Origin of the sequence: Corynebacterium silvaticum (genome assembly GCF_002162115.2) — a bacterium.
Taxonomy (GTDB): Bacteria; Actinomycetota; Actinomycetes; order Mycobacteriales; family Mycobacteriaceae; genus Corynebacterium; species Corynebacterium silvaticum.
In genome coordinates this window covers 1,960,122-1,979,936 of sequence record NZ_CP021417.2, presented here as the reverse complement: position 1 = coordinate 1,979,936, position 19,815 = coordinate 1,960,122, and the positions used below count along the sequence as shown (strand labels likewise).

The 19,815-nt window shown below is 55.7% G+C and carries 15 protein-coding genes and 1 tRNA gene; 5 read left to right on the top strand and 11 right to left on the bottom strand.

The annotated features are described in order from the left end of the window. Positions 1-245: 245 nt before the first annotated feature. The 3 genes from CBE74_RS21720 to CBE74_RS21710 form a co-directional block, all read right to left on the bottom strand. A tRNA-Arg gene (locus CBE74_RS21720) sits at positions 246-319 on the bottom strand. Positions 320-422: 103 nt separating this feature from the next. Then, positions 423-623, bottom strand: a complete 201-nt coding sequence (locus CBE74_RS21715) for a YbdD/YjiX family protein (protein ID WP_087454420.1) — start codon at positions 621-623, stop codon at positions 423-425. Positions 624-642: 19 nt separating this feature from the next. Next, positions 643-2,928 (bottom strand): carbon starvation CstA family protein, encoded by a 2,286-nt coding sequence (locus CBE74_RS21710; protein WP_087454419.1) that lies wholly within the window; start codon positions 2,926-2,928, stop codon positions 643-645. On the opposite strand from CBE74_RS21710, the gene CBE74_RS21705 reads away from it, so the two are divergent. The 4 genes from CBE74_RS21705 to CBE74_RS21690 all read left to right on the top strand — a co-directional run bounded on the left by CBE74_RS21705 (position 2,927) and on the right by CBE74_RS21690 (position 7,436). Next, positions 2,927-3,268: a hypothetical protein gene (locus tag CBE74_RS21705; RefSeq protein ID WP_087454418.1), complete on the top strand. Its 342-nt coding sequence runs from the start codon at positions 2,927-2,929 to the stop codon at positions 3,266-3,268. The two genes, CBE74_RS21710 and CBE74_RS21705, sit on opposite strands and share 2 nt — an antisense overlap. A gap of 257 nt (positions 3,269-3,525) precedes the next feature. After that, complete coding sequence (locus tag CBE74_RS21700; protein ID WP_087454417.1) at positions 3,526-5,571, top strand: bifunctional copper resistance protein CopD/cytochrome c oxidase assembly protein; 2,046 nt, start codon at positions 3,526-3,528, stop codon at positions 5,569-5,571. 186 nt (positions 5,572-5,757) lie between these two features. Further along, complete coding sequence (locus CBE74_RS21695) at positions 5,758-6,681, top strand: ABC transporter ATP-binding protein (protein WP_087454416.1); 924 nt, start codon at positions 5,758-5,760, stop codon at positions 6,679-6,681. Next, positions 6,678-7,436 (top strand): ABC transporter permease, encoded by a 759-nt coding sequence (locus CBE74_RS21690; RefSeq protein ID WP_087454415.1) that lies wholly within the window; start codon positions 6,678-6,680, stop codon positions 7,434-7,436. The genes CBE74_RS21695 and CBE74_RS21690 overlap by 4 nt, the downstream gene beginning before the upstream one ends. A 19-nt stretch (positions 7,437-7,455) precedes the next feature. Here CBE74_RS21690 and CBE74_RS21685 read toward each other — a convergent pair whose 3' ends face one another. The 8 genes from CBE74_RS21685 to CBE74_RS21650 form a co-directional block, all read right to left on the bottom strand. Continuing rightward, positions 7,456-8,901, bottom strand: coding sequence for a YcaO-like family protein (locus CBE74_RS21685; protein WP_087454414.1), 1,446 nt, complete (start codon positions 8,899-8,901; stop codon positions 7,456-7,458). Between the two features lie 74 nt (positions 8,902-8,975). Next, complete coding sequence (locus CBE74_RS21680; RefSeq protein WP_134316308.1) at positions 8,976-9,146, bottom strand: thiazolylpeptide-type bacteriocin; 171 nt, start codon at positions 9,144-9,146, stop codon at positions 8,976-8,978. 38 nt (positions 9,147-9,184) lie between these two features. Continuing rightward, entirely contained in the window at positions 9,185-10,162 is a 978-nt protein-coding gene (locus CBE74_RS21675; RefSeq protein WP_087454413.1) for a hypothetical protein, read from the bottom strand. Further along, entirely contained in the window at positions 10,159-11,172 is a 1,014-nt protein-coding gene (locus CBE74_RS21670) for a lantibiotic dehydratase C-terminal domain-containing protein (protein ID WP_087454412.1), read from the bottom strand. Before CBE74_RS21670 ends, CBE74_RS21675 begins: the two co-directional genes overlap by 4 nt. Beyond that, the gene (locus CBE74_RS21665; protein ID WP_087454411.1) at positions 11,172-13,772 is read right to left on the bottom strand and encodes a lantibiotic dehydratase; all 2,601 of its coding nucleotides are present in this window, start codon (positions 13,770-13,772) and stop codon (positions 11,172-11,174) included. The genes CBE74_RS21670 and CBE74_RS21665 overlap by 1 nt, the downstream gene beginning before the upstream one ends. Next, positions 13,769-15,244, bottom strand: coding sequence for a nitroreductase family protein (locus tag CBE74_RS21660; protein WP_087454410.1), 1,476 nt, complete (start codon positions 15,242-15,244; stop codon positions 13,769-13,771). Before CBE74_RS21660 ends, CBE74_RS21665 begins: the two co-directional genes overlap by 4 nt. 35 nt (positions 15,245-15,279) lie before the next feature. Further along, complete coding sequence (locus tag CBE74_RS21655) at positions 15,280-16,830, bottom strand: YcaO-like family protein (RefSeq protein ID WP_087454409.1); 1,551 nt, start codon at positions 16,828-16,830, stop codon at positions 15,280-15,282. Then, on the bottom strand, positions 16,827-18,554 hold the full coding sequence (locus CBE74_RS21650; protein ID WP_087454408.1) for a hypothetical protein: 1,728 nt from the start codon (positions 18,552-18,554) through the stop codon (positions 16,827-16,829). Before CBE74_RS21650 ends, CBE74_RS21655 begins: the two co-directional genes overlap by 4 nt. Before the next feature lie 541 nt (positions 18,555-19,095). Here CBE74_RS21650 and CBE74_RS21645 point away from each other — a divergent pair. Further along, entirely contained in the window at positions 19,096-19,662 is a 567-nt protein-coding gene (locus CBE74_RS21645; protein ID WP_087454407.1) for a single-stranded DNA-binding protein, read from the top strand. Positions 19,663-19,815 lie beyond the last annotated feature (153 nt).

Here is a 19,815-nt window from a genome sequence, read left to right as displayed (position 1 = left end):
GACAATTTTTTGGGAGGCGGGGTGACGTAGCCTGCATTTCCATAGACAAAAGGGGGCTTTGCGGCATGATACGAGGACTTTGTCTATGGAAATGCAGGCCCGGGGAAGAGAAGGTGGGGTCTAGCGCATAGGGAATATAAATTCCACGACATTCCCACGACAAAAGCACCTCAAAAAGCCCCAAAACAGCAAAAATAAAATCCTCTCCTACCCATAAAAGTACAGGTAGAAGAGGATTCCAAAAGCGCCCCCGGCAGGATTCGAACCCGCGACCAATCGGGTAGAAGCCGACTGCTCTAATCCACTGAGCTACGGAGGCATTGATGGAAATAATACTACGGTGTGTGTTTTCCTCATAGTCGAGGAGGGGGAGGCAAAAGAAAGGCCGAGAACTATGTCTCGACCTTGTCTTTTAGTAGACGCTAACAGCAGCGGGAGCCCGGATTGGAATCTTGGTCAGCCCAACGCTGGCGCCAATATTCACGTTCGCTGGGAATCGATTCGTGGGGATGGTGGGCGCGTCGGTGGGCTACAAATTTTTCGTAGTCTTTTTCTCCGAGTACTTCACCCCAGTAACGTAGCGGGGCGGTTGCCCATCGCAGCGTTGTTGAAAGAGTCTCCATTGTTCCTCGCTAGTGAATGCTAGTGGTGGCTATGGGCATGTGCTTTAGGCGGATCGTATTCGTTCCACGCATCTACCAGGACTTTTTCTACGTCAGATGTGCCAAGTGACGTTGGTGCGAAGAAATTAGACTGGTGGAAGGGCTCTTCAGAAGTGTGTACTTCCTCGCCACGCTTGAGCTGACCCAATGCACGAATACAGACTACAGCAGCTGCAATAAGAACGATGATCACAAGTACTGCGAACAGCACGGACAGGAAGCCCTGGACTGCAGTGTTCCTGACAACGGCCTCCATGGCCTCTACCGACTTTGCAGTGCCAAAGGAAGTCTTTCCTTCTGCGAGTGCATTCTTGTAGCGGGTGTGCTGAGCCCAGTATCCGATGGCCGGATTATCAGAGAAGATCTTCTGATAAGAAGCTGTCATGGTGACTGCAACATCCCAGAGCAGTGGTAGACCTGGGATCCAGACCCACTTGAGAAGGCCCTTCTTAACGGTGACCACGACAACGAGCGAGAGCGCGACAGCTGCAAGAAGCTGGTTTGCGATACCAAAGAGTGGGAAGAGAACGTTGATGCCACCTAGCGGGTCTGTAACTCCCATGAGGAGGATGGAACCCCAGAGAGCACACACAATGACTGTGGAGAGCCAGTGGCCTACGGTCCAGTTAGGATCGGCGAATTTCTTCAGACCAGGGATGTTGGCCAGCGTGTCTGTCATCATAAAGCGAGCCACGCGGGTACCAGCGTCGACAGTGGTGAGGATGAAGAGAGCCTCGAACATGATGGCAAAGTGGTACCAGAAGGACTGCATACTAGCATTGCCGGTGATATCCGTGAGAATCTGCGACATACCGAAAGCCAAGGTTGGTGCGCCACCGGTACGTGAAATGATGGTGCTTTCGCCCACTGCGTCGGCAGCCTGTGTAAGCGCATCGGCGGTGATGCCGGCGCCTGGAAGACCGAGACCGTTGACAAATGCTGCTGCCTGGGCGGGGTCGAGCCCGGTAAGGGTAGCGGGGGAGTTCATCACAAAGTAAAGGTGGCGGTCGATGACCACAGCGGTGATGAGGGCCATGATGGCAACGAAGGATTCCATGAGCATGGAGCCGTAGCCGATCATGCGCATCTGGGATTCCTTCTCAATCAATTTCGGCGTTGTTCCCGCAGAAATGAGCGAGTGGAAGCCGGATAGGGCGCCACAGGCGATGGTGATGAAGAGGAATGGGAAGAGGTTACCTGCAAAGACCGGGCCGTTGCCGTCGCGAGCGAAGTCGGTGATTGCGGGCATGTGGACCTCGGGTCGATTGACCACGATGGCGATTGCTAGGAGGGCGATCACGCCGACCTTCATAAAGGTGGACAAGTAGTCGCGTGGGGCAAGTAGCAACCACACAGGCAGGATGGCTGCCACGATGCCGTAGCCAATGAGGACCCAGGCCAGAGTGACCTTAGACCAGGTGAACCAGTCCGTGCCCCACTCAGTGGAGGCTACCCATCCGCCGGAGATGATGGCCAGGAGGAGTAGAACCACGCCAATAACCGAAACCTCGGTGACTCGTCCTGGGCGGATATAGCGCATGTAGATGCCCATGAAGATTGCGATCGGAACGGTCATGGAAATGGAGAACACACCCCATGGGGAGTCGGCAAGCGCGTTAACAACAACAAGGGCAAGAACCGCGATGATGATGACCATGATGGTAATAACGGCCAAGATACCGGCGGCGCCGCCTACGTTCCCCATCTCATCGCGGATCATCTGGCCGAGTGAACGGCCGCGGCGACGCGTGGAAATCCACAGGACGAGGTAGTCCTGCACGGCACCGGCGAAGATCACACCGAGAACGATCCAGAGAGTACCTGGCAGATAACCCATCTGAGCGGCCATAACGGGGCCAACCAGCGGGCCGGCGCCGGCAATAGCGGCAAAGTGGTGGCCAAAGAGCACGCGACGGTCTGTAGGAACAAAGTCCTTTCCGTCGTTGATGTATTCGGCTGGGGTAGCGCGATCATCGCGTGGCCGGACTACCTTGTATTCAATAAGTCGTGCCCAGAATGCGTAGGCAATGAAGTACGAGCCGACTGCGGCGAAGACGAGCCACACAGCGTTGATTGTTTCGCCTCGGGCGAAAGCGATAACGCCCCAGCCGGCAGCGGCGATAAGCGCGATAATGATAAGTATGACGCGCGATTTGAGGGACATCGGGCGTGAGTCTTTAACACCCACGGGCAGCGGTGCTGTGTCGCCGTGGATGTATTCCACGCCCTTCGGGGGCGCTTCGATTGTGGGAACTGGATTGCTCATGTGCAATGACCTTCCACTCTGGGGCGGTGTCGATGGGCAAGCGATAAAAGTGAGGGCGCTTGCCCATCAAGAAACCGAGTTTTATTGCCTAGATGCGATTCGTTCTCGGGTAGATGCTGCGTTGAGAATCGAGGGGCACATCGTGTGGCCGTGCATTACAAAAATGTTCAATTATGGGTGCCTGTGCGCGTTCGATGCTGGGAGCAACGTGCAGCACACCGTCGAACTGCTATGCGCTGAGAAATCTGCCCATACAACTATGGATAAGGATTCCGAAGCATGTGTGCTCCAAAGGAACGCGAAGAATATAACCGCAATGATCTCCTTTTCCGGCTCATAAGGGATAAGCGGGGACGCATGTAGAATATCCTTCCGTATGACAATTCAGCCTATGGCACTAAGGAGTAGGGTAGCTTAACAAAGGCTCACTGCTATAATTTGTTTCATTTATTTGGCTTAATGTGGCGAAGGTTAAACTTTTGTTTGGTTAAGCGTGCTGTTGGAATTCTCTTCCATTTAGCTTGGTTTTTCCTTCTTGGCCTAGGGAAACACGTCGAAAGCGCGCAGCTTAAGTAGAAACGGTTAGGCTAGAAAACTATGTCGAATGCTTCTTCCCCCGTGGTTCGAGTCACATGGCCGTTATATCTTGTTTTTTTGGTAGTTGCGGGCCTTGTGGGGGCGCTAATCTCGTGGGCTTTTCTGAGTGAATCCCTAGCCGCATTGGGAATCCCGGACCCCGGCCCGGTGACCACCGCAGGCCTGCCGTTCTTCCGTGCGGCGGGTTGGATGCTCGCGGCCCTTGGCGTGGGGTCATTTATGTTTTCGGCCTTTTTTGTTTCTCCCCGTGCAGGTGTTTCGTTGGACCGCGCGGAACTGAGCGTCGACGGGCATATTGCGGCGCGGACTGGATCGATTGCAGTGCTGTGCTTCGGCGCTATCGCGATCCTCATGATTCCGCTTGTGCTTTCCGACGTCTCCGGCCAGCCGTTTTCCCAAACCGTACAGTTACATAACTGGCCGGTTGCTATTGCGAAGGTCCCGGCGGCGCTGGCTTGGTTGTGGACAGCGATTATCTCTGGCGTCGTCGGCGGGCTGTCGTTATTGAGTAAGCGCTGGAAGTCTCAACCCGTGTGGTTTGTCGGGGCAATCGCCACGATCATCCCATTGGGGTTGGAAGGGCACTCGGCGGCTGGTGGCGATCACGACTATGGAACGAACTCTCTTTTATGGCATTTGCTTTTCATGCTCTTGTGGGTCGGTGGCCTTATGGCTTTGATCGCGCATGGTAGGCGCTTGGGTCCGGATCTGGGGCTTGCGGTGTCGCGCTATTCGCAGGTTGCTTTATGGTTGCTTGTTGCCATGTCGATCTCGGGTGTGATTAATGTAGCCATCCGAGTGCGCGTGGGGGACTTGCTTACTAGTGGATATGGCAGGTTGATCGTCGCTAAGGCTGCGATCACGATTGTCGCGGCGGTGCTTGGTTTCGTGCATCGCACAATTACTATCCCGCAGTTGCAAAAAAGTGAGAATACCCGGGGGCTTTTTGCTCGAGTCGCGATAGTCGAGGTGCTGGTCATGGCTGCGATCATCGGCGTTGCGATCTCTCTGGGAAGGACTCCGCCGCCTCCGCCTCGGGTGACTGATCTTTCCCAAATGTCGATCATTATGGGTTATGACCTCACCAAGGCACCTACATTCTGGAATGTATGGACGGTCTGGCGCTTTGACATCATGTTTACCACCGTGGGAATCGTGCTCACCGTGGCGTATATTGTGGGCCTTCTGCGGCTTCGTGCACAGGGAAAACAATGGAAATGGCAACGCACGGCGTGGTTCCTGTTGGGGAGCGTAAGCCTTAGCCTCTGCATGAGTTCGGGAGTGGGGCTCTACATGCCGGCGATGTTCTCCATGCACATGGTGACGCACATGGTTCTATCGATGGTCATCCCGGTCTTTTTGGTACTAGGAAATCCGCTGCAGCTTGCTCTTGCAACGCTGCGCCCGGGAACGCCCACTCAGCCTGGACCAAGGGAATGGCTGGAACAATGTATTGAGTCCAAGACGCTGCGCGTGCTTATGCATCCGGCATTTAACACGATTCAGTTTGTCACCATTTTCTACCTCTTGTACGTCACGCCTTGGTATGAGGTGATGGTGTCCGAGCATGCGGGTCACCTCTCTATGAACTGGGTATTCCTGCTATCGGGAACGCTTTATTATTGGGAAATGATCGGCGGAGACCCTAAGCCGGTAAATAATTCGGTGCTGTCTCGTCTCGGGTGGCTGGTGTTCTCGATGCCTTTCCACTTGTACTTCGGCGTGTACCTCATGCAGCTTTCTAAAATCTTGGCAGAAGGCTTTTACTCTCAACTCGGTTTGCCGTGGGCAGTTGATCTGATGCATGACCAAAATGTTGGCGGCGGCATCGCGTGGGCCTCTGGCGCCTTCCCACTGGTCATCGTTTTCGGCGCTTTGTTTATGGAATGGCTGAAGGAAGATCGTCGAACGGAGCGTGAGATCGAGAAGCGAATTGAATCGGATGACGATGAAGATTTTGCTGCCTACAATCAGATGTTGGCGAGGATGAACGCAGGCGAACAGAGGGCGGCGGCTGATTACCATAGCCGAGAGTTTGATAAGTAGCTTTAAAAAAGATAAGTGGCCCGAGAAGTTGTGTAAGGGTTAAAGATAGCGCCTTTGGCGTGGTCTTTTGCCTGTGTCTAGTGGGTGGCTGCTTGACATAGGGGCTTCTAAACTCTTGATGGTTACTCATTATTTTAAGTGATATATACCCTTTTTATTGGCTAACTAATCGGCTAACATAAGTTTATGAGTACGCCAGTCATTCAAGTCTCCGAACTTACCAAGTCGTTCCACTGGCACGGCCAACGTAGGCTTGTTGCCGTCGATCACGTATCGTTTAGCGTTCCACAGGGCCAGATTGTTGCCTTTTTAGGTCCCAATGGTGCTGGGAAATCGACAACGATCGACATGATTCTGGGACTCAGTTCGCCGGACTCCGGTCAGGTGGAGGTCCTGGGTCAGTCCCTGCATAAAGCCACGTGCTCTGGCAAGTGCCAGGCAGTGCTTCAATCCGGTGGGTTGCTACCTGACTTCACAGTGCGTGAAACCGTTCAAGCACTTGCTGCCGCGCATGGGGCGCGGGGTCGGGTGAAAGACGTGATGAAGCGCTGGGACCTGTCCAGTTTTGCTCGCAGAAAAGTGGGTAAGTGCTCTGGCGGACAGCAACAGCGATTACGCTTTGCTTTGGCCATGCTCTCAGATCCACAGGTACTTATCTTGGATGAGCCCACTGCCGGATTGGACGTTGAGGCACGTCGGAAGTTTTGGCGCATCATGCGCGAAGAAGCTGATGCTGGCCGCACAATTATCTTTGCTACTCATTACATCGAAGAGGCGGATGATTTCGCGGAGCGCGTCATCTTTATCAGCGAGGGAAAAATCGTGGCTGATGGCCCCATCGAAAAAATTAGGGCGTCAGTTCGAGGCGCAACCGTTAGCGCTGTTATTCCGAGTGCTTCCACGAAAGAGCTCGCTGGATTGCCTGGGGTTAAGAGCGTAAGTATTAACGGCGATCGAATCACGCTAGACACTACTCAGCCAGACGACGTTGCGCGATACCTCCTTAATCGCACATCTGCTTATGACTTGTTGGTTTCAACGACATCGCTTGAAGACGCATTTATTGAGCTGACTCATTCACGCGATGCTAAGGCAAAGGACGCAGCATGAATATTCGGTTTGGTCTCATAGACGTCAAGCGCATCGTGCGTAATCCGGCGAACCTGGTATTCGCAATCTTGTTGCCAGCGGGAATGTACATCCTTTTTGGCGCTATCCAAAGTTATGCGGAGATCAAACTGGGGCACGGCAATGTAAGTGCGACAGTGATGGCATCGATGGCTGCTTATGGTTCTGTCACCGTGGCGACGAGTCTTGCTGCTACTTCGGCGCTGGAGCAGGAAAAAGGCTGGGGTCGCCAGCTGGCGATGACCCCTCTCGTTGGTGGGAAATACATTGCTACCAAGGTGTTTGCGGTATTGGTGGTTTCCCTTGCCCCCGTTATCGTGGTGTATACCATCGGTGCTTTGACGACGGCCCAGATCGAAGGCGATCTTCGGTGGGCTTTGGCGTTCTTAGCGTCATGGCTTACGGCGGTACCTTTTGCGCTCTTTGGGCTGGGAATCGCACTGCTTATTCGAGGTGAGGCGGCCTTGTCCATTGCCTCTTTTGGTGTACTGATCTGCGCATTTTTGTCCAACATGTTCATTCCGCTCAGCGGGTTTTTGCTCTCCATGTCACGTTTCATGCCGCTCTACGGGGTAAATAAACTAGCGCGTTTCCCTATATCTGGCGCAGAAGAAGCCGCTGCGAATGGGACGTTAGCCTCTGTTCCCTTGTGGTGGGCCGTAGCTAATATCGCCGCGTGGGCTGTTGTGTTTGCGCTACTAGCCTTCGCGGCGTCGAAACGCCAGCAAAAACGATAAGAGCAGTGCCTCGGAGCGGTTATGCAAAGGGGTGGCACGTCGTTTCTACTGGGTTTATGACGCCACCGGTTGCTTGGCTGCAAAGCTGGGCGGGTCGCTCCATAAATTGTGCTCGTTGGCGGTCCCAACCAAAGTCGATAGGGACGAGGCCTGGGACGACTACGGTCACGGCTGTGAGGTCATATTCCTGGACCTCGGCCAGCGTGGTGTTTATGCGGATGGGGTCAAAGCCGGCGTCGATAAGCGCTGCAAGGGCAGACGGGGTAACTGGGTCCTCAGCCCTGCTGCACCGACGCGGTGGTTGATCTGTGCCGAGTAGCCTGTCGATGCGGGTTGTCCACTCTGGAAGCGACACCTGATTAGCGTGGTCAAGGACAGAACGAATACGTTCCGGCACAGCTGACCCGGCACTGCGAACGCGCTGCCGCTCGGGGTAAAAAGCCCAGGCTTCGTTGAGTGCTGCGATGGCTGCGGCACGGAGCGAATCGCGGCAGGCCGATCCTAAAGACACTGCCGCGCCGTCGTCGACGCAGGCGATAACCACGGGGAATCCGAGATCGGTATAGGCGCGGGCGAGCCGGATCCGAAGCCCCAGTATCCGCGCGCGGCAGAGTAGCGGACCGAGTTCTGCAATAGAGCTGGGGAGGATGGGCTGGGTAGGAATTGATCGCGCCCATGTGGACATGATGGCATCGCGTTCGATGAGCTCAAGGCATGCCGCATGGGTGGCATCGGCCAGTGAAACTCCAATGGCTGAGCCAGAGGAATTGCCCACGGCCCAACGACACGCTGGAACATCTCCGTAATAAACGCATTCAACGGGCAGAAACGCAGAATCGTGCGTGCGAAGATTGCGGCCTTCCACCCACATGTGTGGCTCATCAGGCGACCATGGAACCAGACTGCTATTGAGGGCGAGCATGTCCGCTCCGAATCCTAGCTGCGTAGGAGACACCGCTTTTCCTGAAAAGCTGGTCGCTGGTCCCACGGTCACTCTCCCCCTGGAATGAGCACAGCACAATCTCTCCAGGCCTTCCAGGGCTGCGATATTTCGGCTGTGATGCAGCGATTCTTTCTGTCCCGACCAGGTGAGGTCGAGATGGCAGAGAGGAGTTCTTATGCGGGTTGCGCCAGAAAATGGGACGGACGTAGTCCAACCTTGATCCGAGTGACCAGGGCCAAGAATCCCCACGAAGGGGGCGAGCGCAGAATGGACTATCCCATCGAGGGCTTCCAGCGGGAGCCTATGAGACCCTGCCCCCGCAACAGGCGTGGGGCGAGGAGCCTTAATGATCTGGCCGGTAAGCACATGAATCGCCCAGATGGAGTCATCTGATAGCTCGGCAGCCGCATCGCGGAGGACTTTTATGGCGCGCTGAGTAGACAATCCGGCCGGGCGGCGGAAGTCGGCTTTGTGCGGTGTATCTGCAGGAGCAGTAAACGCGAGTAAAGAAGCACTAGTCATGTCGCATGCAGAACCGGAGCACAACGGGGAAGTCGCTGTGCTCCGGCAGCTTCCCTAGGGAGGGAAGCTTGGAGCTAGGAGGAAGAAGTGGAAATGCAGGAAGAGGAAGACGTGGTGGACGAACACATGCTGAAGAACGCGGTGTCATCAGCATCGACGTAGTCGTTTACCTCGAGGCCCTCGACCTCCATTGCGAGCAAGTCCAGATTGAGGCCGGACATGGTGTCCCTGTGCATGTTTGTCATGATGGTGTGCTCCTTTCATGGGACGTTGTGCGGTTGGACTACTGATATGGGCTTCCAGGGAAAACTATAAAGAATAGCACTATGATTGCCCATAACATTATGGTACCCAGATAAAGTGAAATGTAAATAACAATTATGGTAACGATTTGCTGTTGAAATATCTCCGAACGTAGTTGTTTTCTGCGTGCAAAATTCCATGCAAACTTTGGTAAATTATTGGTTCTGGATATCGCCTCCAAAATCTTTGTTCCATCTGAATTAGGTACGGGAATAAGCGAACCGATAAACGTTATAAATAAGATTCTGGGGAGCCATGCGGCGCCGTCGGGAAGCACCCCCTCGTGGTAGAGAACCACAGTAAGGCCCGTAAAGATCAGCGTGGTCGCAGGCCCGACCGCAAGCACTGCGACTCTCCCGGCGCGGGAGGACACCGCCAATATTCCAGGTAGCTGCAGGCTGAGGAACCGGCGGGGAAAAGAAGCAGTGGAAAAAGCTGTCGGTTTGATTCCGGTCAGCAGGAAAAATGCGATGCCGTGAGCGCATTCGTGGGCGATGATAGTGATGATGACGCCGGCGAGAATCGTGAAAAAACCGGTGAGGTCAGGCGCGCTATGCGCTTGGGTAAAAGCGTAGCCCGCATACACGATGATGGCCGTTGATGCTGCCGTAAGTGCCATGATCAGGGTGACAAAAGAAACGAACCACCCTCCACGGGGTCGCCCCAATATACCTATGGGATGCGAAGACGCGCTGGTATCCGAGGTCGTAGTGAGCAATCCTCGTTGCTCCATGGCACGTATGGCCTTAGCCACGTGCGGGATGGCGAACATCCTCATGTCTACGCTATCCCCGTTGTCTCGTTGCCGGAAGAGGTCCAGCAGTATCCAGGCCTGAGGCCCTAGCTCGCTGAGCTCACCCTGCGGATTACGCGCTACGGCGAAACTTCGATCAGGACTGTGGATGATCGGGCCCAACGCCGCGCCGGGAGCAAACCGAAGGTCGTGAATGCTGGTCATAGTGCCTCCCGATATAACGTGTGCAGTAAATAAGCTAGATAGGCCTCATCTGAGATATTGACGGACATCCTGTTGTTGGTCATGTGGACATAAGAGCGCAGAAGAAAAATGGAATTCTCTTTCCACGTGTGGCCGGCCTCTGCGGCAGAATCACCAAAGTCGAGTTCTCGGGAGTCATATGCATCGTGGAGTTTGTCCATGACAGAGGTCATGCGTTGAGTGAAAGTGGCATAGGGTTCGGGGAGGCCTGAGCCGTCTGGGGCGTGGCGCAACGCATCCCGAAACGGCGTGACTGCGCGTGAGAGGGCATGGGCCTCGGCGGAGATTTTGTGTTGTGCCGTGGGCGAGGTGTAGCTGGTGGGCATGGAAAAAGACGAGGTCCAGCCTGCGTGATAGCTTTCCCAAAAACGTCCTATGGATGCGTCGGAAGCCAAAACTGTGTGCGCGGTGCAGACCATTCCTAGCGCAGCTGCGGCTAAGCGTGACGTGCGCGCTTCTAAAACTCCAGCGCACAGAAGCTTTTCGACGAACAATGTCGAGGCTTGGAAACCGTCCTGACTAAGCGACATCCCTATCCGACCACCGTAGCGGTCATATTCACGCTCGTAGTAGCGTTCTCGGATGCAGTTATCTGGCTGTAGACGGGGCAGGCCATCCTGGTCGATATAGTCAGAGAACCTGGACATGGGGTACTCGTGTTCAAAGAGACGTCGATAACCTTCGGGATTGCGCAGGGACAGCTGGGGCGCGCTGGAAGGATGGGAGTCAATCCACGGTTGGATAGCCTGATGCGCTGCGCATACGACGCGCTCGCGATCTGCCGGATTGTAAAGCTCTAGCCTTAAGCGGACGTGTGCGCCTTCCAGCCAGTAATTCATATGGAAAAATCGTTTTACCAGGCCTTCTGCAACGCATGTATGAGCAAAAGGCAGCAAGCAGTCGCGGAGCAAGAGAGAAGGGTCTTCTCCATAAAAAATATGAAAAGCAAGCCAGGGGTCGGTTGTACGCATTAGATACCCTCCTTCAAAGAGCGTGTTCCTGTGACTATGTATTCCTGCGCTACGCCGGACTCGCCGACGTGGGGAAAGAATTCCTCAATCACAAACCCGTAGTGAGCGTTGCGCAATGCGCGTATGAGGTTGGTGATCGTTCCCATGATCTGGGAGTTATAAAACTGGCCTTTACCCACAACGCCGTGGGCATCGAATGTTCGCAGAACTCCGCACTCGGGTAGGGCGTGATGTCGGGCAATGCTGCGCCACCACACCAGTGCCTCTTCTAGGAGACACGGAATATCCATAGATGTGCTTGAGGTGGGAAAAGTCCAGCTTTCTCGCGCAAGAACAGCATCTCCTAGGAGCAGACGAGCCTGATGCACTATCTCTGAACTCGTGCGCGGGAAAAAGTCCAAGGAACAATGCATGGGTGGCGCTAGGAGCATGAGGGCTTGCGTAGATAGCGGCAGCCCCCGGTCAGTGATGTACCCCATGTATGCGGGGAGGAGTTCGGTGCCGTGGGCGTCGAAAAGCTGCAAGCGTCCGCTAGATGCGCAGTAGGCCAACTGCGTGTCTGCTAGTCGAATATCAGACGCCCGTGTGGTTTTTCGAGGGTGCCCCGGGATGAGGAGAGTGGTTGGGTAGGTGGCCGGATGCGCGTTGAGGTTGGAGACCACTTTTCCGGCTGTCAGCTCGACAAGCGTCACCCCAGCGTCAGACGCATAATCCGATAATTCGGACCATGCGCGTGCTGCGGAATCCGGCATCGCATGCGCGAACCGAGACCACGGGAAACCTGGGCCGCCGAGCGTCCGGTTAATTACGACTTTGGACTCGTCGCCTTGCTGAACGTATGCGTTTAAAGATCGAAGCGGATACCTACGAGACTGCACAAGGGGGCGATAGTCGGTGAGGAGGTTCCGTATATCCACGGGACCAGCGTCGTTGTTTCTTAACTCGGCCACGTGTGCCAGGAAGCGGCGGCGTGCTCGAATCCATTCCCATGCCTTACCCAGTGGCAAAGATGCAGTGGACTTCAGGTCATTTTCATCAACTGCCTCAATATCAACCTGTCGCAGTGGCGTGAGGACCTCGGCGACAAAACTATTGACCACCGCCGGAACATCGTGGCAGATTTCCCCACGGGGGAATTTTGCGGATACAAACTCCTCAAACAACGCGCGTTCTGCCTGCCGCACATCAAGCAGATCGACCAGGTCTGCCAGAGCATCCCAGTCAAGGGATGTGCACGAGTCCACGGCGGGGGAGGGAATCGTCGATTCTTTCCCGACCCCATCCTCATACACATGGGTATGGAACATCGGCATGCTGGGATCGACGAGTCGCCTGAGGCTATCCATGTGGTGCGCGAGCTCCAGGGTCTGAGTATGCCTGCGGTCAAAGTCGCTTATCGACGCCACCGCGTTGCACCCCTCCGCGATGCGGGCAATGAGACGCGCAGCAGATGCGGCCTTTTCTGACCCACGTGCCAGGTGCATAACTATCGGCTGCTCAGATACCGCTGTGGACGGGGATAAGTCGAGAGCGGGAACAACTAAGGCTGAGATTCGGATGGCATCGAGAACAATGCACCTTGTTTGGGCCTTGCTTAAACCCGTGTGTGCCGAGAGCTCTGTGGCCAGTTGCTCACACGTGTAGTCGTGGTTCTGTGCAGCACCTGCGGCTAAGGCCATGACCTTTCCAAATAATCCATGGGAATCGACCACTCGGCGTTCCTCCCGATAAACGGCGAGGTCCCGATCGCCGACGTGCCCTAGATATTCGACGGAACATCGCGGCAGCGCGCAGTGACCATTTTCTGATAGCGCGTCAGGATTAACCAGAACCGGAAGCGTGGCAATAAACTCAAAGTCCTTCTTCATGGCCGAGAAAATCTGAGCCATGGCGTAGACGTTCCAACGCGCAATAGTGTGCACAGATGCCGGGACATGAGGCTCATCCGGGTGCCGGCTGGCGTGGGACAACTGAGACGGCGCGATTGTGCACAGGGCGGAAAACGGTACCGTCCGGGTGGCGCTGCGGATCACATAGCCCAGCGCTGTGCGGTGTGCACGAGCTAGCTGCTTGGCAGACATCGCACGATCTGCACCCAGGCTCCGGATGGCTTTTGCAGCGGGGACCGACGTGACCAATACTGCCGAATCAACTCGCTGGTCTCTGGCGATCTTCCCGATGCAGTCGCGCTCTTTTTTCTTGGAACGCATAAGTACGTCGTGCAGTTGCGCTGATGACAGTACTTTTTCGGAGGCAGTGATCGCCGTATCCGCAGCAGTCGCTACGCCGGCAGGCAACAGCAAACCAGCGGATGTAGCTTTAGCCAGCAGGGCGCGGACCTTGCGCACGTCATGGTGATGCGCGGCTCGCTTGAGATCGAGTAGCGTACGCCGCAACACTGTGTTTGCACACCCCGCAATGTCCTGGTGGGCCGCAGAACCAAGAGTATCAAGGGCCGCGTCTACGCGGAGCCGCTGGTCCAGATCGGCAGTAAGTAGTGCTTCGGTGGGGGCGTCGCAAAGCTGCCGTAACGCCTCATACGGCACACTGCAGCTGCGAACCAGGGATTCGTTAAGAAGCTTCCAAGGAGTGGTTGTCATAGTAACGAGTTCCTCCACCGTGCATGAGGTCGATCCACACCCACAAGGATGTTGAGGGCCGGGATGAGATTATCCGCTAAACCGAGGTAATCGCGCTGGTACTGAGCATCAAAGCCCAACACTGCGCCCACAGAGATCCGTTCTTGTGCCGCAACCTCATAGGCCGCGTGACAGTAGGCCCCGACCTCAGCGCAGGCCCACCGATAACCAGAGGCACCGTAGTCAGTGGTTACCCGCCGCAGATCTGCGCACAGCACCAACACGGCTGAGCTGCGCAGAGGGTCGTAGTTTTTCAGGAGATAGGTGTTGTGCAAGAACTCGGGAAGTTGAGGGCACGGGCGTGCGGGAGCTGCCGCAGGATATGCCTCGACATCAGCTATAAGCGAATGCGTTAAGCCCGTAACGTTGACGCACAACGCAGCTGCCTGGATATCCGAGAAATAATCGGTTTCAGGCGGGGTTCCCAGGAGCGCAGTGGCCGTGGCGCGCCCACGTTGCACCATGCGAGTAAGCACGTCTACGTCGATTGCAGCTCCGGAATAACGCCCAAAAGAGCTGGAGCCTCGCTTGGTTGCTACTGGTGGCGGTGCGGCGATTCTTTCTGTAGAAAAAGGTGCACGCATACTCTGTGTTTCTCGGAGTCGCTGCTTTTGTAAAGCCGCAGTGGTGGGAAAACGCACGGGCACCGTTCCCGAGTGCGCGAGACGAACAGCGGTCTGGGGAACAGCTGTCTGAGCAGCAGCGCCTGAACGGGAGCTGCTAGGCAGAGTGAGCGTGCAATATATGGCCTCGTCGAGGGGATCGTTACCGAGGAATTCGGAGAGAGCGAGCTCATCGGGGGACCAGTCGATAGCCACCGGCCCCACAGTTGCATCCAGCTGGGAGACCAATGCCGCGACAATGATCCCCACATCCACGGAGGTTGCTTGATACGCAAAGTCACCGTACTTAAACGCTGAACGCCAAAACTCCACGGTAACCAGCAGGGTCTCACCGGCGACACAGGAGTGTTCGCCTCGTGGGGAATCAGCCCTCAGCTGTTGCCATTGGCAGGTTATGGGGTTGAGTAAGTACAGGCCAGCGGGCAGGTGGCTATCTCCGGAGCTGTATCTGTAGAGATTAATTGGGTAGAGACCTCCACCTGAGGCCGTATTCCGAGACCACTGGAAAGATGCGACCTCAGCTCGGGTCCGCGTAGGCGAGTTGCAGTCGACTTCTGCACGCAGATGAGTTCTGAGCAGGGAACCCTCCAGCGCCCGCGCAATAGCAATGTCCATGGGGGACATGGCGTGTGCACGAAGCTGGAAACGAGGTGCACCCGGAACAATTTTTGCGGGATAGGGTTGGTGGTTCCAAAAAGGTCCTTGAGCAGGGGAGACCATGCCATGTTCTTTGCGTTCCAGAATGAGCTGCGTGTATTCGGCTGCAGCGTTATCCGTTGTGGCCCAGAAGTCTGCAGTACGACGATCCATAGGACTCACGACCTTTCATTGAAGCATGAGGAACATTAAGGAAGCGGATGCGGAACAAGGTTGAGGCGGGGAGGCATACTGGGAGGGGCTAGGCCCAAAGCGCGAAAACATGTCATCTGTTGTTTCAACCGAGGCATATGTAATGCCCGAGTCAGCTGCCCGATATATTCCAGTGGCAAGAGACCGGGGACAATAATCTTGACCGCGGAGAGTCCCACCATTCGGTGATAGTCCTGGGTGAAGTCGACAACATAGCCATAAAATCCATGCGTTTTGAGGCATGTGACTAGCTCGGAGAGCGACAGCCGTGGGCAGCCCGGGATGTCGGAGACACGGAGTAGCTCTTTTCGGGGCAGAAGTAGGAAAGCGGCGGCGTCGATAAGCTCGCGGGTGGCAACGCTTAAACGATGAGTCGCCCCCGAACCGTCCGCACGCACTGCGGCGGCGTCCGACAACCGCGCGGTAGCAAGCAAGCGCGACTGTGGATAATCCGCCATGACCTCCCGCAACGCCTTGCGTACTGCGACATGAGGATCGGGCGCAGCGGCTGCCCCAACACACAAGAAAGTGCGCTGCACATCCGTGCACACCGCAATAACGCTGGGAACCCCTGCGCTCAACGGGCAATAAAACGCGCGGATAACAAGCCCCTGCCTGCGAAGATGCCGCAGCATTGCCAGGTAGGCGCGATCATTGATCGAGTCAACGTCAATCTCTGGGACGGACATGGAACCATGCCATAAGGACAGGACAGCGTCGCGTTCAATGACTTCCACTAGCCCGGACATCACCGCATCCTCCCATGTGCGCCCCACCGCGGCACCGCTGGAAGAATCAAAACAAAAACGAGCTTGTGCATCAGACCAGAAAAACACCATATCCGTGGGCACTACCCATGCGGTTTCATCTCCCAAGCGAGTAGCGCGTGTCCAATCGCGGCAGTCTTCATAAGAACGGTTCCACCGTGCGTCTTCCACCCCAAAGTCAGCGGCAGGGACGCGCGGAACATGCGTATCGACGCTTCCCGTTCCCCCATTCCCACACGCGGACGCGCGCTCGACGGCTTCACAAAGAGCCAGCTTTCGGCTCTCAGCAATAGTCGGCGCCTGACCGCTCCAATGGAACGCAGGACGAGAACCCACAGCAGGCACTGTTCCACGGGAAACCATCATTCCGGGACGACGAATCTCCGTGATCGGCCCCGCCCCACACGGCGCCAACACAGGCCCCGTGAGATCGGAAACCTCTGCGCTAGCAGCATAATCATGGTGTGCATTGCAGTGCGGGCTTGGCGGAATAAACACCGTAGAACTGGAGAGACACTGCGCATCAGTAGCCGCCAGTCTCCAGCCTCCTCGGGGGCGCTCGACGTACTGCACACGCTCAGACAGCCAGCGTCTGATAAAACCGGGTACGTTAACAGCGTCAACCCAGTCCGCAGCCTCTTCCGTACGATCCACCCATGCTTCTAGACAGACTCTGCACACTTCGGAAGGGATTGCTATCCACTGCTCGTGACGCGGGGGCAGGGCGTGCGCTGGGAAACTGCGCGCCGGGCAGTGCAGGTACGCGACGCGCGTAGTCATGAGACAAGAGGCCGATGAACGGCCGGGTCGATGGCAGGCAGGGCAGCATGTATCCACGTGCGTGGGCGCAACGCTACGGCAGTGAGCCCGGCGGCAGAGAGACGAGGATCTGTTAAATGCTCAGTCACTGGCTCCGCGGTAAGGCAGAGCACACCGGATTCTCTTAAGGCTAACGACGGAAGCGCATGTGACCAGCTGTCGTGCGGCGGACAGTGCTTGTCTGCATGCAGTTGTGCAAGCGCGAGGTGTCCGTAGGCGGCGGATACCGCGGCTTGTTCCGCCGACTCTCCCGCCGCCACGACGCTAAGAATCGGATTGTCACATTGAACAACGACTACCGAATGGTCCCACAGAGGCGTGAGCTCTAAGAACGTAGACGTGGCTGCGCCATAGAGTTCCTGTGCATCTCGCACACAGGATGCGGCCTCAGCGCCTGCATGAAATGGAACAACCGCCGAGGTGCCCTGCGCTGCAGAGCGAAAAGTCCAATAAGCGGCTGCGCGTGGGAGAGCGCGTTCCGTGGCTTCTTCCGAGGAACTTCCTACAGCAGCTGGTGTGGGAAGCCCGGTTGGCTGCATCAAAGCGCTGCCCGGCATAGCCTGTGCTAGCTGTTGGGAGAGAAGGACGCGGGTAGCGGCTTCCTCAACTGCTCGTTCACGTGCAGCCTCCAGAGTGTCTGGCGCCCAACCGGTAACAATCCAACGACGTTGATCGGGACCGGTCACGGATACTTGAGATAGTCGCAAGGGCATCTGGGTTATATCGTCGTCAAGGAAGCGCGGTGTGAAACCTAGAAGCGGATCAACCAGGGGAAATAGGGGAGAATCGCCATTATCGCGCTGCTGGTGCTGCTGGCCTAGTTGGTGTTGGGTCACCTCACCGGTGGAAAGGTCGATGCGAACTAGCGCTTGTGTGAGCGTTGCCGGCATGACGCCAGAGACAATTTTGAAAGCCTCAAAGGACGCGACGATTCCAGCCATCCGGATAAGAGCTTCTGGAACCTCGGCGGTTTCTTCCTCAACGGATAAAGACTCCAACACGCGCGTCGCAGCCACTGCCTCGGCCGCGACATCTGATGCGATGACTAAGCCGTTGCCAATTCTGCGGACAGTGATGGTGGGGGTGGCGTTGTCCAGCTCGCGCCAACTTAGAGAGAGCACAGGTTGGAAGCGCGACGTATCCGGAGAAAGCGCTGCACAACGCACTGCGGCGCAGCCGTTTTCTTCCAAACTGGCTTTGATCAGACGGGCGCTTTCCGTGTGGTCGCAGCGGATAGCAAAAGGCGTGTGGTAAATCCGTTCCAAAACGGCGATGGGCGTGGGCGTGTAGTTTGCGAGGAGCCTTAATATCCCGTCCCAAGGGCCACCCCACTGGCATGCGGCAACAGAAGGGTTTTCCGGGGTCAGCCGTGTGAGCATCCCATGCTGGTGTAACTCGGATTCGAATAGCTCGATGGTCTGGGTACCAGCGGCACCCAGATGCTGAAGTGCATCGGAGAAGAGTACGTCGCCTTCAAAGATGGGGGCCGCGGCACGGAAAGCTTTGTATGCGCCTGGGCCGTCGATAGAAAACCGACGGAAGTCATCGTGAAACTCCACGCCCGTGGGTGTTTCGGAGAACATCACATTACTGTGCAGGAACGGTCGCCATCCTTTAGCCGCTGTGGAATTCTCAGTCTCTGGCAAGCCGGTGGGACGTGGGGAATTCTGTACGATACGGGTCATACGATCACCATTCCTTTAGGGGAGCAATCTCACACAAACCCTCAATTCAGCGCCGGATTCCTAGAGCACAGGGCGCTTTTCGTCGGGAACGAGCGTGCCGACGAGCGGGGTGATGGCCCGGGGGGGGGGTAATCCGAAGAAGAATCAAAAATTCATTGACAAAAGCTTACCGCAAAATGTGTCTTAGGTTCGGAAAAGTTATTAAACAGATAGATATTTATCAGAAACTGCTGATGGCGAGCGTGTCTTTGAAATGAGCCGTCGTGGGTGGCTCATTCCGCAGCATAAAAGGCTCACAACATCAAGAGCCGCGTCCTATTCGGAGATTTTCTGTGGATAGTTTGTGCCTGGAAGCGGAGTTGTCCACAGAAAAACAATCTGCCAGGGAACGGGGATACTCGCGTGCAGGGAAAGTGCGCAAGATGTAGAAGGCAGGACGGTCGGCGTTAACCCTTGCGTTGCGGCGTAAAGCTCTGCACAATGACGCAGACCTGCGTGGTTATCAGCGCATACCAATGAACTCAAGGAATGGAATCACATCATGCATATTCAAAGCACCATCGTAGGAAATCTCACCAACGAGCCAACATTCGTGCAATTCACTAGTGGCGGAGTCTGCAAGTTTCGTATCGCTGCGAGACGCAGAATGTGCAAGAATACTGCGAACAACGAAGCTCCCGGGGGAGAGACTCAGTGGATTGATACGGACCAAAACTACATTGACGTGGAATGCTGGGGTCAGCTAGGTGTGAACGCCCGGATGTCATTGGAACGCGGGCGTCCCGTGATCTGTTCTGGCTATTTGGTCACTCAAGAATGGACTGATGCCGCAACGGGAAAGCCGGCATCAAAGATAGTTCTCAAAGCTAACTACGTGGGGTTTGAGCTGAGCCGTTACGTTGTGTCTTCACGTAAATCGACTGTGGAGGACATTCACCATGTTCCTGGACTACCAGCTCCGGACAATACGGATAACCAACCCTTTATTCCGGACCGGGACTATTCAAGAACCAATGCTTTTTTGAGTGAAGGAGATGATGGTGCCGCGAGCATTTCCGATGAGCTAGTAGGAGCAGCGGCAACAGGGTCCCACAATCCGCTCTTTTAAAAAACTTGCCGAATAACAGAGGCGGCGGGTTCACGCAGTGAGGAAATAAAACCTCTTTTAGGTTAGGAGAGCACAGCGCGGGGCGAATTTATAGGAAGAGTGATGTACCCTTTGACGTGACTGAAACCTATTTCAACATTTAAAGGGGAATAT